This window comes from Streptomyces sp. DSM 120436 (genome assembly GCF_055778765.1).
The window spans coordinates 428,116-449,736 of record NZ_JBSKBS010000002.1; the positions used below are offsets into that span (position 1 = coordinate 428,116).

19 protein-coding genes and 2 pseudogenes are annotated in these 21,621 nt (G+C 75.0%); 10 read left to right on the forward strand and 11 right to left on the reverse strand.

From position 1 onward, the window contains the following. Window positions 1-60 precede the first annotated feature (60 nt). Together ACWH4W_RS23795 and rfaE2 are read left to right on the forward strand one after the other, a co-directional pair. Window positions 61-687, forward strand: a complete 627-nt coding sequence (locus ACWH4W_RS23795) for a D-sedoheptulose-7-phosphate isomerase (RefSeq protein WP_473077890.1) — start codon at window positions 61-63, stop codon at window positions 685-687. Next, window positions 684-2,099, forward strand: coding sequence for a D-glycero-beta-D-manno-heptose 1-phosphate adenylyltransferase (gene rfaE2 / locus ACWH4W_RS23800; protein ID WP_473077891.1), 1,416 nt, complete (start codon window positions 684-686; stop codon window positions 2,097-2,099). Before ACWH4W_RS23795 ends, rfaE2 begins: the two co-directional genes overlap by 4 nt. A gap of 59 nt (window positions 2,100-2,158) precedes the next feature. Here rfaE2 and ACWH4W_RS23805 read toward each other — a convergent pair whose 3' ends face one another. From ACWH4W_RS23805 to ACWH4W_RS23815, 3 genes are all read right to left on the reverse strand, one after another. After that, the gene (locus ACWH4W_RS23805) at window positions 2,159-3,400 is read right to left on the reverse strand and encodes an MFS transporter (RefSeq protein WP_473079248.1); all 1,242 of its coding nucleotides are present in this window, start codon (window positions 3,398-3,400) and stop codon (window positions 2,159-2,161) included. 338 nt (window positions 3,401-3,738) lie between these two features. Next, window positions 3,739-4,272, reverse strand: coding sequence for a DoxX family protein (locus ACWH4W_RS23810; protein ID WP_473077892.1), 534 nt, complete (start codon window positions 4,270-4,272; stop codon window positions 3,739-3,741). Window positions 4,273-4,342: 70 nt separating this feature from the next. Next, window positions 4,343-4,666 (reverse strand): hypothetical protein, encoded by a 324-nt coding sequence (locus tag ACWH4W_RS23815; protein WP_473077893.1) that lies wholly within the window; start codon window positions 4,664-4,666, stop codon window positions 4,343-4,345. Window positions 4,667-4,827: 161 nt separating this feature from the next. Here ACWH4W_RS23815 and ACWH4W_RS23820 point away from each other — a divergent pair, with 161 nt between their 5' ends. Further along, on the forward strand, window positions 4,828-5,709 hold the full coding sequence (locus ACWH4W_RS23820; RefSeq protein ID WP_473077894.1) for a fructosamine kinase family protein: 882 nt from the start codon (window positions 4,828-4,830) through the stop codon (window positions 5,707-5,709). A 4-nt stretch (window positions 5,710-5,713) separates the two neighbouring features. Here the strand turns inward: ACWH4W_RS23820 and ACWH4W_RS23825 are convergent, their stop codons facing one another. The 3 genes from ACWH4W_RS23825 to ACWH4W_RS23835 all read right to left on the reverse strand — a co-directional run bounded on the left by ACWH4W_RS23825 (window position 5,714) and on the right by ACWH4W_RS23835 (window position 9,772). Further along, window positions 5,714-7,372, reverse strand: coding sequence for a catalase (locus ACWH4W_RS23825; protein WP_473077895.1), 1,659 nt, complete (start codon window positions 7,370-7,372; stop codon window positions 5,714-5,716). A 416-nt stretch (window positions 7,373-7,788) separates the two neighbouring features. Beyond that, entirely contained in the window at window positions 7,789-8,025 is a 237-nt protein-coding gene (locus ACWH4W_RS23830) for a hypothetical protein (protein ID WP_473077896.1), read from the reverse strand. A 256-nt stretch (window positions 8,026-8,281) separates the two neighbouring features. After that, window positions 8,282-9,772 (reverse strand): PucR family transcriptional regulator, encoded by a 1,491-nt coding sequence (locus ACWH4W_RS23835; protein WP_473077897.1) that lies wholly within the window; start codon window positions 9,770-9,772, stop codon window positions 8,282-8,284. Between the two features lie 161 nt (window positions 9,773-9,933). Here ACWH4W_RS23835 and ACWH4W_RS23840 point away from each other — a divergent pair, with 161 nt between their 5' ends. Together ACWH4W_RS23840 and ACWH4W_RS23845 are read left to right on the forward strand one after the other, a co-directional pair. Then, window positions 9,934-10,554: an L-threonylcarbamoyladenylate synthase gene (locus tag ACWH4W_RS23840; protein ID WP_473077898.1), complete on the forward strand. Its 621-nt coding sequence runs from the start codon at window positions 9,934-9,936 to the stop codon at window positions 10,552-10,554. 168 nt (window positions 10,555-10,722) lie between these two features. Further along, window positions 10,723-12,228, forward strand: a complete 1,506-nt coding sequence (locus ACWH4W_RS23845) for a metallophosphoesterase family protein (RefSeq protein WP_473077899.1) — start codon at window positions 10,723-10,725, stop codon at window positions 12,226-12,228. Window positions 12,229-12,234: 6 nt separating this feature from the next. On the opposite strand, the gene ACWH4W_RS23850 is transcribed toward ACWH4W_RS23845, so the two are convergent. Continuing rightward, window positions 12,235-13,209, reverse strand: a complete 975-nt coding sequence (locus ACWH4W_RS23850) for a TauD/TfdA dioxygenase family protein (protein ID WP_473077900.1) — start codon at window positions 13,207-13,209, stop codon at window positions 12,235-12,237. Window positions 13,210-13,392: 183 nt separating this feature from the next. Here ACWH4W_RS23850 and ACWH4W_RS23855 point away from each other — a divergent pair, with 183 nt between their 5' ends. Both ACWH4W_RS23855 and ACWH4W_RS23860 read left to right on the forward strand, forming a co-directional pair. Then, on the forward strand, window positions 13,393-14,223 hold the full coding sequence (locus ACWH4W_RS23855) for an aldo/keto reductase (protein ID WP_473077901.1): 831 nt from the start codon (window positions 13,393-13,395) through the stop codon (window positions 14,221-14,223). A 47-nt stretch (window positions 14,224-14,270) separates the two neighbouring features. Beyond that, window positions 14,271-14,438: pseudogene (locus ACWH4W_RS23860) on the forward strand (DNA polymerase ligase N-terminal domain-containing protein); the annotation flags it as partial. Window positions 14,439-14,459: 21 nt separating this feature from the next. Here ACWH4W_RS23860 and ACWH4W_RS23865 read toward each other — a convergent pair. The 3 genes from ACWH4W_RS23865 to ACWH4W_RS23875 all read right to left on the reverse strand — a co-directional run bounded on the left by ACWH4W_RS23865 (window position 14,460) and on the right by ACWH4W_RS23875 (window position 17,725). Next, entirely contained in the window at window positions 14,460-16,814 is a 2,355-nt protein-coding gene (locus ACWH4W_RS23865) for a SpoIIE family protein phosphatase (protein WP_473077902.1), read from the reverse strand. 66 nt (window positions 16,815-16,880) lie between these two features. After that, entirely contained in the window at window positions 16,881-17,348 is a 468-nt protein-coding gene (locus ACWH4W_RS23870; RefSeq protein WP_473077903.1) for a peroxiredoxin, read from the reverse strand. Then, window positions 17,345-17,725 carry a DoxX family protein gene (locus ACWH4W_RS23875; protein WP_473077904.1) on the reverse strand — a complete coding sequence of 127 codons (381 nt, stop codon included), beginning with the start codon at window positions 17,723-17,725 and terminating at the stop codon, window positions 17,345-17,347. The genes ACWH4W_RS23870 and ACWH4W_RS23875 overlap by 4 nt, the downstream gene beginning before the upstream one ends. Before the next feature lie 329 nt (window positions 17,726-18,054). On the opposite strand from ACWH4W_RS23875, the gene ACWH4W_RS23880 reads away from it, so the two are divergent. Beyond that, window positions 18,055-18,837: an NPP1 family protein gene (locus ACWH4W_RS23880; protein WP_473077905.1), complete on the forward strand. Its 783-nt coding sequence runs from the start codon at window positions 18,055-18,057 to the stop codon at window positions 18,835-18,837. A 74-nt stretch (window positions 18,838-18,911) separates the two neighbouring features. After that, window positions 18,912-19,826: pseudogene (hemC, locus tag ACWH4W_RS23885) on the forward strand (hydroxymethylbilane synthase); the annotation flags it as partial. 19 nt (window positions 19,827-19,845) lie between these two features. Here hemC and ACWH4W_RS23890 read toward each other — a convergent pair. Further along, complete coding sequence (locus ACWH4W_RS23890) at window positions 19,846-20,367, reverse strand: hypothetical protein (RefSeq protein WP_473077906.1); 522 nt, start codon at window positions 20,365-20,367, stop codon at window positions 19,846-19,848. A gap of 451 nt (window positions 20,368-20,818) precedes the next feature. Between ACWH4W_RS23890 and ACWH4W_RS23895 the strand changes: the two genes are divergently transcribed. Beyond that, window positions 20,819-21,613, forward strand: a complete 795-nt coding sequence (locus ACWH4W_RS23895) for an RNA polymerase sigma factor SigF (RefSeq protein WP_473077907.1) — start codon at window positions 20,819-20,821, stop codon at window positions 21,611-21,613. Window positions 21,614-21,621 lie beyond the last annotated feature (8 nt).

Below are 21,621 nucleotides of genomic sequence, written 5' to 3' on the forward strand. Positions count from 1 at the left end.
ACGTTGGAAGGAGGTGCGGGCGTTGTCGCCGTCCCCGGAGGGCGGCGCGCCCGACACGCCATGACCGAACACCCCGCGCTCGACGCCGCCCGGCTGCACTGCCGGTCCCTCCAGGACGCCCTCGACGGGCTCCGCCGGCACGGCCTGCCCCGGATCGCCGACTGGGGCGGCCGGCTCGCCGCCGTCCTCACCGGCGGCGGCCGGCTGCTGGCCGCCGGGAACGGCGGCAGCGCCGCCCAGGCCCAGCACCTCACCGCCGAGCTGGTCGGCCGCTACCGCGGCGAGCGGCCCGCCTACTCGGCGCTCGCCCTGCACGCGGAGACCTCCAGCGTCACCGCCATCGGCAACGACTACGGCTTCGACCACGTCTACGCCCGCCAGGTCGCCGCACACGGACGCCCCGGCGACGTGCTGATGCTGCTGTCCACCTCGGGGCGCAGCGCCAATCTGATCGCCGCCGCGGCGGCGGCCCGGCGGGCCGGTCTCGAGGTGTGGGCGCTGACCGGGCCCGGCCCCAACCCGCTGATGGAGGCGGCCGACGAGACGCTGTGCGTGGCGGCGGCCGCCACCGCGACCGTGCAGGAGGCCCACCTGGTCGCCGTGCACCTGCTCTGCGAGTGTTTCGACGCCGCCGTGGCCGCGCCCCCGGCGCGGACCGTGGCGACCGTTCCCGGGAGGTTGACATGACCGGTCCCAAGCCGCTGGTGGTGGTGGGCGACGTCCTGCTCGACGAGGACATCGAGGGGGTCGCGACCCGGCTGGCCCCGGACGCGCCCGTCCCGGTCGTCGACGTCACCGGGGACCGCAGGCACCCGGGCGGCGCCGGGCTGGCCGCCGCGCTCGCCGCGCGCGGCGGGCGGGACGTGGTCCTGGTGACCGCGCTCGGCGACGACCCGGCGAGCGAGGCCGTACGGCAGCAGCTCAGCGGGCGGGTGCGGCTGCTGGAGCTGCCGCTGCACGGCACGCTGCCGGTGAAGACGCGCGTCCTGGCGGACGGGCGGCCGCTGGTGCGCATCGACCGGGGCGGCGGGACGCCCGGCGAACCGGACGAGGCGGTGCGGGAGGCGCTCGCGGACGCGCACGCCGTCCTCGTCGCCGACTACGGCCGGCACACCGCCGGCGCGGTCCGCCCCCACCTGGAGGAAGCCGCCCGGTGCACCCCGCTGGTGTGGGACCCGCACCCGCGCGGCGAGGACCCGGTGCCGGGGGCGCGGCTGGTCACGCCCAACGCGGGCGAGGCGGTCGCGCTGTGCGCGGGCACGCCCGGCGTGGCGGGCGCGTCGCTGGGCGCCTTCGCCGAGCGCGGCACGGAACTCGCGGAACGCTGGCGGGCGGCGGGCGTCGCCGTGACGCTCGGCGAGCGCGGGGTGCTGCTGACCCGGCCGGGCGGCGGCACGCCCATGCTGATCCCGGCGCCGTTCCACGCGGACGGCGACCCGTGCGGCGCGGGCGACTGCTTCGCCGCGACGACGGTCGCCGCGCTGGCGGACGGGCTGCTCCCGGAGGAGGCGCTGCAGCGGGCGGTCGCCGAGGCCGCCGCGTTCGTGGCGGCGGGCGGCGCGGGCAACCCGGACCTGTGGCACACGCCGGTCGTCCCGGCGCCCGCCGAGGACCCGGCCGCCGACGCGTTCGAGCTGGCGCGGGCGGTACGGGCGCGCGGCGGGACCGTGGTGGCCACGGGCGGCTGCTTCGACCTGGTGCACGCCGGTCACGTGGGGCTGCTGGAGAGCGCCCGGCGGATCGGCGACTGCCTGATCGTCTGCCTGAACTCCGACGCCTCCGTCACCCGCCGCAAGGGCCCCGGCCGCCCCCTCACCCCGGCCGCGGACCGCGCGAAGGTGCTGGCCGCACTGGGCAGCGTGGACGCGGTGGTGGTCTTCGAGGAGGACACCCCCGAGGAGGTCCTGGGGCGTCTGCGCCCCGACGTGTGGGTGAAGGGCGGCGATTACTCCGTCCAGGACCTCCCGGAGGCGGAGGTCCTGCGCACCTGGGGCGGCCAGGCGGTGGTCCTGCCGTACCTGGACGGCCGCTCGACCACGCTGCTCGCGCGGCGGGCCGCCGATGCGGTGGCGGTGGCTCTGAAGCCGACGGAGGGGTGACGCCCGGCAGGGGCGCGGGGAACCGCGCCCCTGTGGGGCGTCCGGGGAGGGGTCCGGGATCACGCCGCCGTTCGCAGGGCCGGCTGGGGCACCGTGTCCCTCGAGGGGAGGGCGACCGGGGCCGCGACCGTGCGGCGGCGGTGCAGGACCTGGCCGCAGGTGATCGACGCGGCGATGATCAGGCCACCGGTGACCAGGGCGCCGCGCGGGCCGGCCAGTTCCATGAGGAGGCCGAGGGCCGGCGGGCCGCCCAGGCTCCACACCGTGCCGATGCTGCCCCACACGCCCAGCACGCGTCCGCGCAGGTGGGCGGGCGGGTCGGTCTGCAGGACGGCCGTGCCCGCCGTGTCGGAGACGGACTCCACGACGGCCATGGGGAGCACCAGCACCAGAAGTACCGTCAGTGAGGGCGACAGCCCCGCCACCACCTGCAGCAGCGCCCCGGTCGCCGCGAGCGCGCCGACCAGCCGTACGGAGGGGCGGCACAGCCGTGCCCCCAGCACCGCGCCGACGATGCCGCCGGCCGCGAGGACGGTGGACACCGTGCCGAAGGCGCCCGCCCCGCCCGCGAGCGGGCCGGTGACGAGGACGGCGAGGGTGAGGCCGTAGTTGCGGCCGAAGACCGCGCTGACGCCGGTGACCCCGGCGAGCGCGAGCAGCCGCGGGCGGCGCGCGAAGAAGGCCAGCCCCTCCCGGACGCTCATGCCGGACTTCGCGCGCCGGGCGGCGCGTCCGGTGACCTGCCGTACCGCGCCCGCAGCCGGGCGCAGGAACGGGATGACCGCCGTCACGAACAGGAAGGAGAAACCGTTGGCGAAGTAGGCCGCGGCGGTGCCGAGGAAGCCGACCGTCACGCCGGCCAGGGCCGCGCCCGCGAGCCGGCCCGCGTTGAAGACCAGCGCGCCCACGCCGATGGCGGAGGGCACGTCCTCGGCGGGGACGAGGTCGTTGCCGAGCAGGGCGCAGGCCGGGTTGTCGACGGTGGCGACCATGCCGGTGACGGCGGCCAGCACCATCAGGGTGGTCATGTCGAGCCGGTCCAGCGCCACCAGGGTGGCCGTGGTGAAGGCGATGACGGCGAGCGCGGCCTGGCTGACGGCGGCGGTCAGCTTGCGCGGCCAGCGGTCGACGGCCGCGCCGCCGAGGACGCTCATCAGCAGGGCGGGGGCCGCCTGGACGGACATGGACAGGCCGGTGGCCGCGGCGGAACCGGTGATCTGGAGGACCAGCAGGTTCTGCACGGTCAGCTGCATCCACGTGCCGGCGTTGGACACGAAGTTCGCGACGGACCACCAGCGCATGCTGCGGTGACGCAGGGAACGCCAGGGCGACCTGGACCCGGCCGGGGCGGGGGTGGGTGAGGAAGACACGGTGCGCTACTCGGGGAGGAGCCCGTCGGGGCTCGGATGAGTGGGCGCGGGAAGAAGGACGCCGGCTGCGCTGCGCGGCGTTTCCCGTCGCCGGGATCGGGCGCGCACCATCGTGGCAGAAGGGACCCCCGAGTCATGTCCGGGCAGCGGGCGCCGTGCGGGCGTGGAGGGATCAAACACGCGCACTCGCGCGGCACTTGGCCGCGCGAGTGCGGTTGCTCACAGGATGGTTTCAGGAGTCGGGGTGCGGGAAGCGGGTCCGCTCCCGGTCAGCCGGGCAGCTTGGCGCGGGCGCGTCCCGCCGCCGCGCCGGGGCCGACGCCGGCCTTGAAGGCCCGCCGGGCGACGCGGGCCTCGCGGCGCAGGTCGTGGGCGGCGTGCCGGCCGCGCCACAGCAGCGAGGGCGCGGACCCGGTGTCGTCCGCCGCGATCAGCAGCCCGCCCAGCATGGAGAGGTTCTTCAGGAAGTGGATCCGCTGCTGGGACTTCGTGTCGGGGTCCTCCTCCTCCCAGAAGCGGTGCGCGGCGAGCGTGGTGGGCACCAGGGTGAGGGCGATCGCGAGGGCGGCCGGACGGGACAGCCGTCCGGTGGCCAGCAGCAGGCCCCCGACCACCTGGACGGCGCCGTTGAGGCGTACGGAGTCCTCGGTGCGGTCCGGCAGCAGGGGGACGCGGCCGGTGACGGGCTTGACCACGGGCTCGGCCACGGGGGCGACCCTCTGAGGGTGGCGTACGGAGTCCAGTCCGCCCGCGATGAACATCGAAGCCAGCATCGGCCGGCCGAGGACGCGCAACAGGCTCATTCCTACTCCTGGAGTGTGGAGGGTGCGGTGCGCCGGGTTCCCCGCCGGGCGGGGAGCATGCGACGGACCGTCACCAGAACCGGGTGGTGAGGGCGGGCCGGCGGACCGCCTCGACGGCGTCGCGCAGGCTGAGGGCGACGCCGATGACGGCGCGCAGCACCGAGGGCCGGACACTCTGCGCGGTCTCGGTGGCCAGGACCAGCAGGCAGCCCGCCGCCTGTTCGACCACGGAGACCGGGAGGGTGCAGTCGCCCTCGGCGGCCGCGCGGAACGCCTTCAGCGGGACCCCCGCTCCGTCGACCGTCCGCCGGGCGGCCTGCTCCAGGTACGGGACGGCTTGTTCGCAGAGGGTGGCGGGCAGGGTGAGGGTGTGCTGGAACGATGAACTGGTCATGTTCACAGTGGTCCCCCCGCGTGACGCGCCCGCACCGGGCGGAGCGGGTTTTTCACCGTCCCGCGTGAGCGCCCGCCGCCCGCTCCGGGCCCGTGCGCCGGGCGAATCGTGAAGCCGAGGAGACCGTGGGCCGAGAAGACCGTGAGCCGAGGAGGCCGCCGATGACCGTGTCGTCCCCCGTGTCCGGCGAGGAGGGGCCCGGCGCCGTGGCGGCGCGGCTGACCGGGCGGGCGGTGGCCGGGGTGCGGCCGCTGTCCGGCTCGCTCGCCGAGGCCGTCCTGGACGACGGCCGGACGGTGGTCGTGAAGCGCGCGGAGGACGCGGAGGCGGCGCGCGCCGAGGCGGCCGGGCTGCGCTGGCTGGCCGGGGCGGGCGCGCCCCCGGTGCCGCGGCTGCACGGCCGGGAGGGGGCGTGGCTGGTGCTCGACCGGGTGGCGGAGGGACGGCCCGGCCGGGAGGCGGCGCTGCGGTTCGGGCGTGAGCTGGCGGGTCTGCACGCGGCCGGCGCCCCCGCGTTCGGGTCGCCGCCGCCGGGCGGGCCGGTGGAGGCGTTCATCGGGCTCGCCCCCCTGCGCAACGTCACCGGCGACGACTGGCCCGGCTGGTACGCGGAGCACCGGGTGCTGCCGTATCTGCGCCGGGCGGTGGACGCGGGCACGATGGACGCCGGGGAGGCGGCGGTGGTCGAGCGGGTGTGCGCGCGGCTGCCGGACCTCGCGGGACCCGCCGAGCCGCCCGCGCGGCTGCACGGCGACCTGTGGAACGGCAACGTGCTGTGGGGTGCGGACGGCAGGGTCCATCTGATCGATCCGGCCGCGCACGGCGGGCACCGGGAGACCGACCTGGCGATGCTGGCGCTGTTCGGATGCCCCCTGCTGGACGTCGTCCTGGAGGGCTGCCAGGAAGTGGCGCCGCTCGCCGAGGGCTGGCGGGCACGCGTCGGCGTGCACCAGCTGTTCCCGCTGCTGGTGCACGCCGTGCTGTTCGGCCGGGGCTACGCCGAGCAGGCGCTCGGCGCGGCCCGGTCCGCGCTGTCCCTGTGACCCCTCAGCGGGTGACCACGTGCCGCTCGTTGGGGACGCAGTGGGTCATGGTGAGCCCCTCCACGTCGCGCGGCGGGTTGTCGCCCAGGCTGGCGAGCCGTTTGCGGTCCTCCTCGGTGAGGGTCTGGCTGGCCAGCGGCTCCAGGTGGGCGACGTCCTCCGGCATGATGCCGAGGCCCTCGCCGACCCGGCGGCCCAGGTCGTTCTCCACCAGCAGGAAGTGCCACACCATGCGCTCCTGCACCGGGCGGTCGCACTGGGAGAGCAGGTCGACGAAGTTCTTCACCAGGTCGTCGCGCTCCCAGTCCTCCATCAGCAGGTAGCGCTGGCCGGCCTGCATGTAGTCGTTGGTGCGCTCGATCCTCGCGCGGGTGAGCCGGCCGCGGATCTCGGGACCCTGCACGTCGTGCGTCGGGTACTGGGCCTCGCGCAGCCCGCCGGTGATCGACGGCTCGTAGTTCACGTGCGGGTTCTCCCCGCCGCCGTCCTGGTAGTAGGCCATGAGGCCGTCGCGCTGGTTGGTGCGCACCTCGGCGTTCTTCGCCTGGTTGACCGGGAGCTGGAGGTAGTTCGGGCCGACCCGGTAGCGCTGGGTGTCGCTGTAGGAGAAGGTCCGGCCGACGAGCATCTTGTCGTCGGAGAAGTCCAGGCCGTCGACGAGGACGCCGGTGCCGAAGGAGATCTGCTCGTTCTCGGCGAAGAAGTTGTCCGGCATCCGGTTGAGCACCATCCGGCCCACGGGCTTCGGCGGGAACTCCTGCTCGGGCCAGGTCTTGGTGTCGTCCAGCGGGTCGAAGTCCAGCTCCGGGTGCTCGTGGTCGTCCATCATCTGGACGAGCAGCTCCCACTCGGGGTGATCGCCGCGCTCGACGGCCTCGTAGAGGTCCTTGGTGGCGTGGCCGAGGCCCTGCGCCTGGACGTTCGCCGCGTCCTCCTCGGTCATGGAGCGCACGCCCTGCTTGGGCATCCAGTGGTACTTGACCAGCTTGGTCTCGCCCTCGGCGTTGACCCACTTGTAGGTGTTCACGCCGAAGCCCTGCATGTGGCGGTAGTCCGCCGGGATGCCGCGCGGGCTGAACAGGTTGACCAGCATGTGCATGCACTCGGGCGTCTGCGACATGAAGTCGAAGATGCGGCGCGGCTGCTGCTCGAAGGTCACCGGGTCGGGCTTGAGGGCGTGGATGACGTCGGGGAACTTGATGGCGTCCCGGATGAAGAAGACCCCCAGGTTGTTGCCGACGAGGTCCCAGTTGCCGTCCTCGGTGTAGAACTTCACGGCGAAGCCGCGCGGGTCGCGGGCCGCCTCGGAGGAGTCACGGCCGCCGATGACGGTGGAGAAGCGGACGGCGAGGTCGGTGCGCTTGCCCTCCTCCTGGAAGAGCTTGGCGCGGGTGTAGCGGGAGATCGGCTCGTCGCCCCACTTGCCGTACGCCTCGAAGTAGCCGTACGCGGTGACGCCGCGGGCGTGCACGACGCGCTCGGGGATGCGCTCCCGGTCGAAGTGGCTGATCTTCTCGAGGAACTGGTAGTTCTCCAGCGTGGCCGGGCCCCGGGAGCCGACGGTGCGCTGGTTCTGGTTGTCGTAGACCGGGTGGCCCTGCCGGTTGGTGAGTACCTTGCGGTCGTCGCCGGGAGCGGGGCCCTGGCTCGAAACGTCCGTCATGATCGTTCGGCTCCTTGCGCTGCTGCTCTTGGCCGGTGGCGCGCCGGGGCGTGGCGGGCCCCGGGCCGTCGGCCGGTTTTCGGCGGGCGGCCCGGGTACCCGGTGCCGCGACGTCATGCACGCGTACGCGGCCCGTTCGCGGAAAAGACCGGGCGAGCGGGCGCCCGGCCGCGCTCACGTCCCGCCGGCGGCGTGCGTACGAGGGCCATGCTGCCCCCGATCGGGACGATCGGCGACCGGAGGGACGCGGAGCGTGACGACTCGGGTGGTGCGGCTGACCGCCCGGCCGCGCCGGACGGCTCGCGCGGTGCGACCGGCTGTCCGGCCGCGCCGGGGGACTTCCGCGGAACGGACGCGTGCGAGGCCCGGTCCACCGCGTCCCTGTGCGGCGGACCGGGCCTCGCGGCGCGCGGTGCTCAGCCGCCGTTCAGGCGGGCGCGCAGCAGTTCCTTACCGAGTTCGGCGCCCTTGCGGCTGTCCGCCTGGGCCTTGCGGAACAGGTCGGCGACCTCGGTGTCCCCCTCCCGCTCCGCGTCCTGGATGTAGCCCTCCAGCCGCAGCGCGTTGCTGAGGCACGCCTCGACGTACCAGACGAGGTTGTAGTCCTTGTCCTTCGTGCCGGTGACGCCGCCGGTCTCCGTCTCGCTGGTCATGCGGGTCTCCCCTCGCGGTGCTCGTCCACCGCCCGCCCCGGACCGCCGTGCGGGGGGCGGGCTCACAGCGGCGGCCGGGTACCCGGCCCGGAGGCGGGCACACCAGGAGGCGGGGGCCGACCGGTCCCCCGTTCCGGTCGCGCCCCCGCCATGGCCCGAAACTATGCACGTCGGGGCTTGTCTGTGTACCGCGCCGGTGCCCGCTGTGCGGGTCCGCGGGACTCACCTGTGCACAGGTGAGTCCGAATCGCCCGGTTCACTCCCCCGCGAGGAGCGGCTGCTCCAGGTCGCCGACCGCCAGATGGGCCAGGACGACCTCGTAGAGATCGCTTCCGGCGGCCAGCAGCTGCCGTTCCAGGACCGGTTCGGCGCTGCGTACGTGCTCGCGCACGGTCTGGGCGTGCACGCCGAGCGTCTGCGCGGCCCGCTCGGCGTTGGCCCCGGCGGCGATCCAGGCGCGCAGGGTGCGGCGCACCTCGCGCGGGTCGCCGTCGAGGCGGCCCAGCAGTTCCCGTGCCCAGGCGGAGACGGCCGGTCCGGACAGCAGCTCGGCCAGGCGCCGCGCGCCCGCCCGGGAGTCGGCCGGCCCCTGACCGTCCAGCAGGTCGATCCGGGTGTGCAGCGCCAGGTGCACCACGGCCCGCACGGTCACGTCGTCGAAGTCGACGCCGAGCATGGACTCCACGCGGTCCATGCGGGCGCGCACGGTGTTGCGGCTGACGCCGAGGATCCTGGCGGTGGCGACGGCGGTGAACTCCAGGCCGAGCCGGGTGGTGGCGAGCAGCTCGGCGCGGGTGTGGTGGGGCAGCGCGTCGAGCGGGCGCAGCACCCGCGCCGCCCAGGCGCGCAGGGCCGCGGGGTCCGTCAGCCGCTCGGGGTGGGTGCGCTCGGCGTACACGGCCGTCCGGTCCGGCCGGAACCGGGCCACCGCCAGCGCGCTGACGGCCTGTCCGTAGGCGGTGGCGGTGCGCGCCAGGCTCTGCCGGACGCTGCCGCCGACGAAGGTGCCGGGATGGCGCTCGACCAGGGACCGCAGGTCGCCGGCGGTGACCTCGCGCGGGCTGAGGACGATCACATGGCCGTCCACGGCCGGGCAGCGCACCACCAGCGCCTCCTCCCGGGTGCGGTCGACGCACTCGGCGGCCAGCCGGTCGCGTACGGCGGGGTCGGCCTCCAGGACGTAGACGCGGGCGGTCTCGGCGTCGAGCAGGCCCGGCCAGAGGCCGGCGGCGACCCGGCGCGCGGAGACGGTGTCCTCGACCATCAGCAGTTGGAGGATCGCCAGCCGCAGGTCGGCGGTGGCCCGCCGGAGCCGGACGCCGGCCGCCCGCGTCTCGTGGGCGGTGAGCAGCAGTTCGATCACCTGGGCGGTGTGCGTGACCATGTCCGAGGCGTCCCGGTCGAAGGGCGTCGCGCGGGAGACCGCCAGTACGCAGGCGCCCGAGGGATGTCCGACCCGCACCAGACGCAGATGGCGTCCGTCCCCGTCCCACGCGGCGGACGCGATCCGGCCGGAGGCGACGTCCGCGGCGAGGGACTCGTCCAGCGGCAGCGGGGTCCCGGCGAGCAGGTCACCGGCGCCGTCGCGGAGGGCCGCCTCCGCCCGCACCGCGCGGGCCAGCCAGCCCACGACCCGGCGGACGTCACGCCCGGCCGGCCGCAGGTGCTCGAGCAGTTCACGCGCCCAGCCCGGACGCTCGGCCGTCCCCGCCGCCGCACCTCGCACCGCGTCCTCTCGGCCTGTCACCTCGGCCTTCCCTTCGTCTCCTCGCCGTCTCGGCCCGGACGGGGGACGTTACCCCACGGGCGGGCGCGGCCCGTCCCGGCGCGACGGGCCCGGCCCTCCCCCGCGGGCGACGCGGGGCCGGTGTGCCGCGGCGCGGGGCGCGGGCGGCATAAGCTCGGTGAATGGCCAAGTACTTCGACGTCCACCCCGACAACCCTCAGCCGCGCACCATCGGCCAGATCGCCGCCGCCGTCCGCGACGACGCACTGATCGCGTACCCCACGGACTCCTGCTACGCGCTCGGCTGCCGCCTGGGCAGCCGGACCGGCATCGACCGGATCCGCACCATCCGCAAGCTGGACGACCGGCACCACTTCACCCTGGTGTGCCGCGACTTCGCGCAGCTCGGCCAGTTCGTACGGATCGACAACGACGTCTTCCGCGCGGTGAAGGCGTCGACCCCGGGCCGCTACACGTTCATCCTGCCCGCGACGAAGGAGGTGCCGCGCATGCTGCAGCACCCCAGGAAGAAGACCGTCGGCGTGCGCATCCCGGACCATGTGGTCACCCAGGCGCTGCTGGCGGAGCTGGGCGAGCCGTTGCTGTCCAGCACCCTGCTGCTGCCCGGCGAGGACGAGCCGATGACCCAGGGCTGGGAGATCAAGGACCGGCTCGACCACGTGGTGGACGCGGTGCTCGACTCCGGCGACTGCGGCACCGAGCCGACCACGGTGATCGACTTCTCCGGCGGCGAGGCGGAGATCGTGCGGGCGGGCGCGGGCGACGTCTCGCGCTTCGAGTGACGGGAGAGGACCCGGAGGCGACGGGGCGGAGGGGACCGAGGTCCGCGTCCCTCGAACCGCGCCTTCCGGCCCGTCGCACCAACTCTGCGGCAGCGGAACGGGATTGACCCCGAGCGGCGGTGGCACCCGCACACCGTCCGTGCGGGGCGCCGTTGTTACGGTGCACGCGTGTCCGAATCCTCACGCGACACCGCGGCGGGCGCCGGCTGGGGCGTCTTTGCCCGCGGTGAGTACCTGCGGCTGATGCCGCGCCAGGCCGAGAAGATCTCCTGGCTGGACCCGAGGCATCTGTGGGCCGCCCGCAACGGCGTCCTGGCCTCCTGGTTCGGCGACCCGACCGGGGAGGTCCGCTCCCGCTGGGCGGCTCGTCGGGCGGCGGCCGGGGCGCCCGCCGACCGCCTGATCCGGCGCGACGACCCGGACCGCTTCTCGTTCCTGGTGATCGGCGACACCGGTGAGGGCGGCGAGCCCCAGTACGCGGTCGTGCCCGGTCTGTTGAAGGAGGGCCGGGACACCGCCTTCGCCGTGCTCGCCAGCGACGTCGTCTACCCGGTGGGCAGCGCCGACGACTACGGCCCCAAGTTCTTCCGGCCGTACCAGGACTACCAGGCGCCGATCTACGCGATACCCGGCAACCACGACTGGTACGAGGACCTGGCCGGCTTCATGCGGGTCTTCTGCGACGACACCGGGCCGCTGCCGCCCGGCCCCGCGCCACGTCCCCTCAGCCGCGCCCGGCTGCGGTCCCTGCTGTGGCACCGGCCCCGCCCCGGTGACGGGGAACGCCTGGACGAGGCGCGGACGTTGCGCTCCTCACCCGCCCAGCGGGCCGTGCAGCCCGGCCCGTACTGGGCGATCGACGCCGGGCCGATACGCATCGTCGGCATCGACACCGGCCTGCTCGGCACGGTCGACGCCGAGCAGGCCGCGTGGCTGCGCGAGGTGTCCCGCGGCCCGCGCCCGAAGGTCCTCGTGACCGGCTCGCCCCTGTACGTGGACGGCGAGCACCGCCCGTGCCCGGTCGAGGGCGGCGGCACCGTCGACGACATCGTCCGCGACCCGGCCCACCGGTACGTGGTCGCGATAGGCGGGGACATCCACAACTACCAGCGCTACCCGGTGCGTCTGGACGACGGCCGCACCCTGCAGTACGTGGTGGCGGGTGGCGGCGGGGCGTTCACGCACGCCACCCACACCATCCCCCGGGTGGACGTCGCCGGGGTGACCGAGGCGGACTTCCGCTGCTATCCGCTGCGCGGCGACTCCCTCGCCTTCTACAGCGCGCTCTACGGGCGGCGGACGCGGCTGCGCCGGTTCTTCTCGCTGACCGAGGCGGAGGCGGCGGCGGTGATCGCCGAGCGCCTCGGCATCGGCCCCACCCGCGCGCCGGGCGCCCCGGCCCGGGTGACCCGCCGGACGCGGCTGGTCGCGGGACTGCTCGGCACCGGACGGCGGCCGGACCGGGGCAAGCGGTTCCGGCTCCCGGTGCGCAAGGCGTACCAGTCGCTGTTCTCGCCCGGTTCGGCCACCTACAGCCCGCCGTTCTTCAAGTCCTTCCTGCGGATCGACGTGACCCCGGAGGCGCTCCGGCTGCGGTGCGTCGCGGCGACCGGGCAGCGGGCGCAGGAGGTCGCCCCTCCCGTGGAGGACGAGGTGACCGTTCCGCTGACGTAGGGACGACTACCAGCGGCCCGGCGCGGTGCCGGTGAGCGGCCGGGAGGGCGTGCCGTCCACGCCGGCCGGGACGTCGCCGGCGAGCATCACGCGGTGCATGATCCGCGGGTGGCCGAGGTGGGCCGTGTCCGCGGGGGCGAGGTGGATGGTGGCCCGGTTGTCCCAGAACGCCACGGTGCCCGGCTCCCAGCGCAGCCGCACGGTGTACTCGGGCCGGGTGGCCTGCTCCAGCAGCATGTCCAGGACCGCCCGGCTCTCGGGGCGGGACAGGCCGGTGATCTGCTCGACGTAGTAGCCGTTGACGAACAGGACGCGCTCCCCCGTCTCGGGGTGGACGCGCACCAGCGGGTGCTCGGTGGCGGTCTGGTGGTCCAGCAGGTGGCGCACATAGGCGTCGTCGCCGGGCCGGGGCTGGTAACCCACGCCCAGCCGGTGCTCGGCGCGCAGCCGGTCGGCGAACTCCCGCACCGGGGCGGACAGCCCGGCGTAGGCGGCGGCCAGGTTCGCCCAGGTGGTGTCGCCGCCGTAGGGCGGGACGGTCTCGGCGCGCAGGAGGGTGGCGGCGGGCGGGTCGACGCGGGCGCCGTGGTCGCAGTGCCAGCCGCGCAGCAGGGTGTGGCGGCGGCGCCGCAGCCACTCGTCGTGGTCCATGCCGAAGCGGCCGCCGAGCTCCAGGCGGTCGGCGGTCGTCTCGATCTCGGGGAAGTCCGCCGGGGAGGCCGAGCCCCGGCGGGGCAGGACGACCGGTTCGCCGAACCGGCGGGCCAGCGCCACGTGCCCGGCGTGGTCGAGACGCTGGCCGCGGAAGAAGACCACCTTCCAGCGCAGCACCGCCGCCCTGATCAGGGCGACCGTCTCCTCGTCGAGGCCCCCGGCGAGGTCCACCCCCGTGATGTCGGCCCCGATGTGCCCGGCCACGGGGTGCACCGCCGGCTTCCCCGGGTGCTCCCGGTCGGTCCCGGCGCGGCTGTCCGTCGTCATGCGTCCCCACTCCGTCGCTCGTACCGGCCGGCCCCGGACGGACCGGCTCCCGGGACGATCGTGGCAGCGGAGGCGGGCCCTGGCGACAGGGCGCCGGGCGGCGCGCCGGGCCCGTCCGGTTGATCACCGCCCCCGCCGTGACCGACGCTGGGAGGACGACACCGCGACCGGAGGGCCCCTCCCGTGACGAGCATCCCGCAGCACACCCTCAACGACGGCACCACGCTCCCCGCCCTGGGCCTGGGCACCTGGCCGATGGACGACGCCGAGGCGGAGCGGGCGGTGACGTCGGCCCTCGAGGCCGGCTACCGCCTGATCGACACGGCCGCCAACTACCGCAACGAGACCGGCGTGGGGCGGGCCGTGGCGGGCGCCGGCGTCCCGCGCGAGGAGATCGTCGTGACGACGAAGCTCCCCGGCCGTCACCACGGCTACGAGGAGACCCTCGCCTCCTTCGAGGAGTCCCGTGCCCGCCTCGGCCTGGAGTACGTCGACCTGTACCTGATCCACTGGCCGCTCCCCCGCGTCGACCGGTACGTCGACTCCTGGAAGGCGATGATCAAGCTCCGGGAGGACGGTCTGGTCCGCTCCGTCGGCGTCTCCAACTTCACCCCCGCCCACATCGAACGGCTGGAGAGGGAGACCGGGGTGCTGCCCTCGGTCAACCAGATCGAGCTGCACCCGTTCTTCCCGCAGGAGGAGCTGCGCGCCCACCACGCGGACAAGGGCGTGCTCACCGAGAGCTGGAGCCCGCTGGGCCGCGGTTCGCGGCTGCTGGACGACCTCGCGGTGGCCGCCGTCGCCGACGCGCACGGCGTCACCCCGGCGCAGGCGGTGCTGCGCTGGCACGTCCAGCTCGGCGCGCTGCCGGTGCCGAAGTCGTCCGACCCCGCGCGGCAGCGCGCCAACCTGGACGTGTTCGGCTTCGAGCTGGACGACGCCCAGATGCGGACCGTCTCGGACCGGGCGCACCGGCGGATCGGCGGTGACCCGGAGGTGCACGAGGAGTTCTGACCGGGTACCGCCGGTCCGCCCGTACGGACGGACCGGCGGAAGAAAGCGGCGCGTACGCCCTGACCCGCTTCCGCGGCGGGGACGACGGCGAGGAGGCGTGGCTGCCGGCGCGGGCGGCCGGGGGCGGGTCCGGTGGCCGGGGCGCGCCCGGTCCCGTACGGGCGCGCCCCGGCCGTACGGGCCGCACGCTCGCGCAGGTCGCCGAGGAGGACGGCTGTGCCGTGGCGTTCGGCGGGTCAGCGGCGCGGGAGGGCCTGTTCCGCCCAGATGGTCTTGCCGCCGTCCGTCTGCCGGCTCCCCCAGCGCTGGGTGAGCTGGGCCACCAGCAGCAGTCCCCGGCCGCCCTCGTCGAAGGCGTGCGCCCGGCGCAGATGGGGTGAGGTGGGGCTGGCGTCGGTGACCTCGCAGATGAGGGTGCGGTCGCGGATCAGCCGCAGCCGGATCGGGGGCTGCCCGTAGCGGATGGCGTTGGTGACCAGCTCGCTGACCACGAGTTCGGTGATGAAGGCGATGTCGTCCAGCTCCCAGGCGGACAGCAGGTCGATCACCCACTGCCGCACGGCCGGCACCTCGCCGGGGTCCGGGGAGACGTCCCGTGCGGCGACCTGTCCGGCGCCCAGGGCGCGGGTGCGGGCGAGCAGCAGGGCGACGTCGTCGCCGGGCTCCTCGGGCAGCACCGCCTTGAGCACGACGTCGCACAGGGCGTCCAGCGACTCGGCGGGCACCGTGAGGACGCGGCACAGTTCCCGGACGGCGTGGTCGATGTCGCGGTCCCGGCCCTCGACGAGCCCGTCGGTGTAGAAGGCGACGACGCAGCCCTCCGGCAGCTCCAGCTCGGTCGCCTCGAACGGCAGCCCGCCCACGCCCAGGGGCGGCCCCGGGTTCAGCGGCACGAGCCGGCAGGTGCCGTCGGGCATCAGCAGGGCGGGCGCGGGGTGTCCGGCGGCGGCCACCGTCAGATGGCGGGAGACCGGGTCGTAGACGGCGTACAGGCAGGTGGCGCCGAGTTCCGGCACGTCCTCCCGGTCGTCGGCGGCGAGGTGGGCGACCAGGTCGTCCAGGTGGGTGAGCAGTTCCTCGGGCGGCAGGTCGACGTCCGCGAGGGTGCGCACGGCCGTGCAGAGCCGGCCCATGGTGGCCGTGGAGGGGATGCCGTGTCCGACGACGTCCCCGACGACCAGGGCGACCCGGGTGCCGGACAGCGGGATGACGTCGAACCAGTCGCCGCCGATGCCGGCCGCGGACGCGGAGGGCAGGTAGCGGTGGGCGACCTCGACGGCGGCCTGCCCGGGCAGCACCCTGGGCAGCAGGCTGTGCTGCAGGGTCAGCGCGGTGGCGCGTTCCCGGGTGAAGCGTCGGGCGTTGTCGATGCTGACGGCGGCCCGGCCGGCGATCTCCTCGGCCAGCAGGGCGTCGTCGGCGGCGAACCCGTCGCGGCGGACGTTGCGGACGGCGAGCGCCACGCCGAGCGTGGTGCCGCGGGCGCGCAGCGGCACGGCGAGCTCCGCGTGGATACCGGGGGGCCTCGTGGTGCGCGTGCGCAGCGCCTCGGCGCCGCGTTCGGCCATCCACCGGTCGAAGTCCGGTTCGCCGGTCCGGGCGATGACCGCTCTGCCCTCGCGCAGCGCCCGGGCGGGCGGTGAGTAGGGCGGGTGGACGTCGGCGCGGCCGAGGGGGACGACGGTGTCGGGCGCGCCCGGTCCCGACGAGGCGTGCGCCGCACGGCGCAGGACGACCTCGGCGTCGCCCCTGAGCGGGGGCGCCTCCGCGTCGAGCACCCAGTCGAGCAGGTCGACGGCGGCGAAGTCGGCGAAGTCCGGCACCAGGAGTTCCACGAGTTCCTCGGCGGTGCGGATCACGTCGAGGGTGGTGCCGAGGGCCGTGCTGGCCTCGTCGAGCAGCGCCAGCCGGCGGCGGGCGCGGTGCTGTTCGGTGCTGTCCAGGCCGGCCAGCGCGGTGGCGACCAGCCGGCCGGCGGCGTCGCGCACGGGCCACATCTCCACGTCCCACGCCCGCTGGTCCGGGTCGGCGGTGGCCTGGCTGTAGGTCTCGTCGCGCAGGGGACGGCCGGTCTCGGCGACCGTGCGCATGTGCCGTTCGATGTTGCGGGTGCCTTCCTCCACTCCGGCGACGCCGAGGAAGGGCCGGCCGAGCAGGTCCCGCTCGGACTCGCCCATCTCCTCGCAGGCGGCGGTGTTGAGCCGGATGAAGCGGTGTTCGGTGTCGAGCACCGAGATCGGCAGGGACGACTGTTCGAAGACCTGGCCGGCCAGTGTCGTCTCCTCCGCTCCGGCGGGCACGGCGGTGACCACGTACCCGGCGTCCGCGTCCCCGGGGCCACGGACGGGACACACCGTCAGCCGGAGCGTCACCGGGTGTCCGTCGCGGTGACGCACCGTGACGATCCCCGCAGGCGCAGGGGGACGGCCGGGCGGGTCGTGCCGGCCGTCCGGCTCCTCGGCGAGCAGGTCCCGTACGGGGCGTCCCACGGCCTCGCCGGCGGAGAACCCGGTCAGCCGCCGGGCTCCCTCGCTCCACCCCGTCACGACGCCGCGGGCATCGACGACCAGCGCGGCGGAGGCGTCGTCCATTGGTCCAGCATCGACCCGCGGCCGCCTCCTCTCAACCGCGGGGGCGCGTCCGGGGCAGGGGCGGTGTCAGTCCCGGTGGGCGCGCAGGGCGGCGAGCGCCTTGTCCGCGTGCGCGTTCATGCGCAGTTCGCTGCGTACGACCTCCAGGACGGTCCGGTCCTGGCCGATGACGAAGGTGGCCCGCTTGGCGGGGGCCACGGAGATGCCCCGCTTGACGCCGAACAGCTCGCGGATCGCCCCGTCGGCATCGGACAGCAGGGGCATGCCGAGGGTGTGCCGGCCGGCGAACTCGGCCTGCCGTTCGACCGGGTCCGCGCTGACGCCGACCGGGCGGGCGCCCGCCTCGGCGAACTCGGCGGCGAGGTCGCGGAAGCGGCAGGCCTGCGCGGTGCAGCCGGGGCTCAGGGCGGCGGGGTAGAAGAACAGCACCACCGGGCCCTCGGCGAGCAGCTCGGACAGCCGGCGGACGGTGCCGGTCTCGTCCGGGGCGGCGAAGTCCTCGACCTTGTCGCCCTTCTCCACGCGCGCGCTCATGCCCTGCCCTCCGCGCCCTTGGCGACGCCGCGGGCCCACAGCACCAGCGGCACCTGCAGCGGCAGCCGGCCGTACGCGACGGCCCGCTGCGGGGCGGGGCGGTGGCGCCAGTCGACGGCCATCTTCACGTTGGCGGGGAACACCCCGGCGAAGAACGCCGCCGTCGCGAGGGCGGCGGCCTTGCGGGTGCGGGGCAGCGCCACTCCGGCGGCCAGCGCCAGCTCGGCGGCGCCACTGGCGTACGTCCAGGAGCGGGGCGAGCCGGGCAGGGAGCGCGGGACGATGGGATCGAACCTCCGGGGCGCGGCGAAGTGCGCGGTGCCCGCGGCGGCCAGCAGGCCGGCGAGCAGCAGGGGCGAACGTGCGGACCGTGACACGGTTCCTCCTCCGATGACTGCCGCGCACGGTACCGGACGGTAGGGCAGCGGCGGCGCGGGAGGGCCGGGGTTCAGTCCGTGGCCGTCGACCGCTCGTCCGGGTTCTCCGCGTGGGTGAGGAGGCCGTCGGCCCTGCGGTGGAAGAGGGCCGAGGACGCGGCGGCCGGCCTCCCCGACGCCCCGGGGTGATCCGGGAGCGGCCCCGTCACACCCGGGCCGCACTCCCTCGCCCCATACCCCCTCTTGGCATGGGCACGTCTGACCGGGATGCTGTGAACTCCCCAGCTCCCCACAGCCGTCGGGCCGCGCCTGGCCACGAGGAGGACGCAGTGTCGCCGAGCACGCCCCGTACGCACGCCAGGAGATGGCTGACCGGCCTGGCCGGCGCCGCCGCCCTGGTCCTCGCCTTCCCCGCCACGGCCTTCGCGGCTCCCCCGCCCGCGCTCCCCGCGAACGCCGACGCCCTGGAGCGGACCTACCAGCCGGCCTACGACTACGACACCGACGGCTGCTACTCGTCCCCGGCGATCGGCCCCGACGGCTCGGTCAACACGGGTCTGAGACCGACCGGCGCCCTGAGCGGCGGCTGCCGTGACGCGTCCGACCTGGACAACACCAACAGCTACGCGCGCGCCGCGTGCGACAGCGGCTGGTGCGCCGTGGTCTACGCGCTGTACTTCGAGAAGGACCAGGCGCTGCCGGGCGTCGGCCTCGGCGGGCACCGCCACGACTGGGAGCACGTCGTGGTGTGGGTGCGGAACGACACCGTGCAGTACGTGGCGACGTCCCGGCACGGCTCGTTCACCATCCACCCCCGCTCGTCGGTCCGCTTCGAGGGCACCCACCCGAAGGTCGTCTACCACAAGGACGGCATCGGCACCCACTGCTTCCGCCCGGCGGGCGCGGGCGACGAACCGCCGGAGAACCACCGGGGCACCTGGCAGTACCCGCCGCTGGTCGGCTGGAACGGCTATCCGCCGGGGCTGCGCGAGAAGCTCGCCGCCCATGACTTCGGCAGTGCCCACTTCGGCCTCAAGGACGGCAGCTTCACCTCGCACCTCGCCGCGGCCAAGCCGTCCGGCATCCCCTTCGACCCGAACGGATGGCGGTGATGGGCGAGTCGACGCCCGGGGGCGCGGCGCCGCGTCCCCGGCACCGGGGGGCGACCGGGGTCCGTCGTGACGCCATGGCCGTCCCGGAGCCGATCCGCATCGCCTCCCGCGACTCGCCCATGGCACTCGCCCGGGTGGAGCGCGTACGGGCGGAGTTGAGCGCGGCGCACCCCGGAACGCGCACCGAGGTCGTCCCGGTGCGCACGACCGGGGACAAGTGGCTGGGCGACCTGTCGCAGGTGGAGGGCAGGGGCGCGTTCACCAAGGAGGTGGACGCCGCGTTGCCGGCCGGGGAGGCGGACCTCGCGGTGCACTGCGTGAAGGACGTGCCCGCCGACCGGCCGCTCCCCGCGGGCACGGTGTTCGCGGCGTTCCTGAAGCGGGACGACGTCCGCGACGCGCTGGTGCACCCGGACGGCCTCACCCTGGACGAGCTGCCGCCCGGCACCCGGATCGGGACCTCGTCGGTGCGCCGGGTCGCCCAGCTCGCCGCCACCCGTCCGCGGCCGCGGTGCGTGCCGCTGCGCGGGAACGCCAACCGGCGGCTCGCGAGGCTCGCGGAGGGCGAGGCGGACGCGCTGCTGCTCGCGGCCGCCGGCCTGGAGCGGATCGGCCGGAGCGACGTGATCAGCGAGGTGCTGTCCCCCGACGTGATGCTGCCGCCGGTCGGAGCGGGCGTCCTCGCGCTGCGGTGCCGGGAGGGCGACACCGGCCTGATCGAGGCGGCCGCCGTGCTCGACGACCCCGGCACCCACCGCGAGACCACCGCCGAGCGGATGCTGCTGCATGTGCTGCAGGGGCACTGCAACAGCCCGATCGCGGGCCTCGCCCGGGCGGACCGGAGCGGTGAACTGTCCTTGCGTGCCTGCGTCTTCACCCCGGACGGCACGACCCGGCTGAACGCCCACGAGTGGGCGGGGCGGCTGGACCCGGCGACGCTCGGCACCTCGGTCGCCGTGGCGCTGCTGCGTCAGGGCGCCCGCGAGCTGAACACCCCGGGCGGCGGCGTCAGGCGGTGCCCTCCTCCGCCTGCTCCTGGAGGAACAGGCTCACCTGCTGGGCGAGGCTCTCCCGGGCCGTCCCGGCCGTCGCGCCCGGCGCGGGTTCGAGCGCGCCGACGCCGCCCGTCCACAGCCGGCGTCCGGCCCACTCCTCGTCGGCGCGCACCTGCACCTGGATGTCGACCTGCCCCAGGAACCGCTCGGGCGCGGCCGCGTGGAGCACGGCGGTGGCGCGGCGCAGCGGATAGACGTCGAATCCCTCGATGAATTGCGAGTTGCGCCAGTCGATGAATGCGCTCTCGCCGTCGGGACCGGTGCGCACATCGATCTGACCGTCCTCGAGATGAATGCACACGGGGCGGTCGCCCCGGTTTTCGACGGTCACCCGGACCCGGAAGTACGACAGTCCTTCGGCGGCCTCGTCCCGCCCGCGCGGCGGTTCGCCCGCCTCCAGACGATGGACGCGGACCCGCAGACCGGCATGCTCGTCGTACTCCTGCCAGTCCCCGACCACGTTCGGCTCGTCCACAGTGCACCTCTCGACTTCTGTCCGCTGCTTCCTATCTGTGGGCTCGGCGCACTGTCAAATGAGCGGAATGCGCCGTGGTCAGGCAGTTCGCCCGATCTGATCGACGATCAAGCGCTGCGCAGGAGGAATCGCCCGGCCGGACCACCGGCGCGCCGCCCGGGCGTGCCGCACATCACGTCCGCCGCGGTGGTCGCCACCCGCGGGCGGCGCACCGCGCCCCTCCCGCGCCGGACCGGTCCCGCATCCGCGCGCCGGCGCCCCCTCGTGCACGCCCCGAATTCCCTCGATTCCGCAGCGTGCACCCTTCCCGAATTTCCCGTGACGCGCCCGCCACGTATTTCCCGGAGCCGTTTTGAAATCGCGGCGCACCGGGAAAGGAATGCTCAGTGCTTCGGACAGGAGGCACGTGTGTTCTGTCCATCCGGCACCCGCTCAGGGAGGTGCGCGCGTGATGCGTACCGTCGGTCCCAGGAAGCCCCACTCCCATGACGACGCCCCCGAGACGACCCGTGACTTCGAGCGTCTGGCCTCACTGCCCGACGGGCCGGAGCGCCGGAGGCTGCGCGACGAGCTGGTCACGGCGTGGCTGCCGATGGCCGAGCGCATCGCCGTCCGGTTCCGCGGCCGGGGAGAGGCCCTGGAGGACCTGTACCAGGTGGCGGCCCTGGGTCTGGTGAAGGCCGTCGACCACTACGACCCGGCGCGCGGGAACGCCTTCGAGGCGTACGCGGTGCCGACCGTCACGGGCGAGATCAAGCGCCACTTCCGCGATCACATGTGGACCCTGCACGTGCCGCGCCGGGTGCAGGACCTGCGCAACCGGGTGCGCGCCGCGGTGAAGGAGCTGTCGCAGACGACGCCGGGACGAGCGCCCACGGTCGCCGAGATCGCCGCGCACGCCCGGCTGACGGAGGAGGAGGTGCGGACCGGGACGGAGGCGCTGGAGTGCTTCTCCGCGCTCTCGCTGGAGGCGGAGATGCCGGGCACCGACGGGTACGCGCTGGGCGACTCGATCGGCGGCCCGGACCCGGCCTACGACGCCGTCGTGGACCGGGTGGCGGTGCGGCCCTGTCTGGAGGCGCTGCCGGAGCGGGAGCGGCTCATCCTCTATCTGCGCTTCTTCAAGGGGATGACGCAGAGCGGCATCGCCGACCAGCTGGGCATCTCCCAGATGCACGTCTCCCGGCTGCTGAGCAGCTGCTTCGCCCAGGTGCGCGAGGAGCTGTCGTCGTCCGACACCGGCTGACCGGGTGC

What these genes read in the sequence shown, in the direction of transcription:
- ACWH4W_RS23795 (WP_473077890.1), top strand. Translation starts at nt 61, where the DNA reads ATGACCGAACACCCCGCGCTCGACGCCGCCCGGCTGCACTGCCGGTCC.
- rfaE2 (WP_473077891.1), top strand. Translation starts at nt 684, where the DNA reads ATGACCGGTCCCAAGCCGCTGGTGGTGGTGGGCGACGTCCTGCTCGAC.
- ACWH4W_RS23805 (WP_473079248.1), bottom strand. Translation starts at nt 3,400, where the DNA reads ATGCGCTGGTGGTCCGTCGCGAACTTCGTGTCCAACGCCGGCACGTGG.
- ACWH4W_RS23810 (WP_473077892.1), bottom strand. Translation starts at nt 4,272, where the DNA reads ATGAGCCTGTTGCGCGTCCTCGGCCGGCCGATGCTGGCTTCGATGTTC.
- ACWH4W_RS23815 (WP_473077893.1), bottom strand. Translation starts at nt 4,666, where the DNA reads ATGACCAGTTCATCGTTCCAGCACACCCTCACCCTGCCCGCCACCCTC.
- ACWH4W_RS23820 (WP_473077894.1), top strand. Translation starts at nt 4,828, where the DNA reads ATGACCGTGTCGTCCCCCGTGTCCGGCGAGGAGGGGCCCGGCGCCGTG.
- ACWH4W_RS23825 (WP_473077895.1), bottom strand. Translation starts at nt 7,372, where the DNA reads ATGACGGACGTTTCGAGCCAGGGCCCCGCTCCCGGCGACGACCGCAAG.
- ACWH4W_RS23830 (WP_473077896.1), bottom strand. Translation starts at nt 8,025, where the DNA reads ATGACCAGCGAGACGGAGACCGGCGGCGTCACCGGCACGAAGGACAAG.
- ACWH4W_RS23840 (WP_473077898.1), top strand. Translation starts at nt 9,934, where the DNA reads ATGGCCAAGTACTTCGACGTCCACCCCGACAACCCTCAGCCGCGCACC.
- ACWH4W_RS23850 (WP_473077900.1), bottom strand. Translation starts at nt 13,209, where the DNA reads ATGACGACGGACAGCCGCGCCGGGACCGACCGGGAGCACCCGGGGAAG.
- ACWH4W_RS23865 (WP_473077902.1), bottom strand. Translation starts at nt 16,814, where the DNA reads ATGGACGACGCCTCCGCCGCGCTGGTCGTCGATGCCCGCGGCGTCGTG.
- ACWH4W_RS23870 (WP_473077903.1), bottom strand. Translation starts at nt 17,348, where the DNA reads ATGAGCGCGCGCGTGGAGAAGGGCGACAAGGTCGAGGACTTCGCCGCC.
- ACWH4W_RS23895 (WP_473077907.1), top strand. Translation starts at nt 20,819, where the DNA reads ATGCGTACCGTCGGTCCCAGGAAGCCCCACTCCCATGACGACGCCCCC.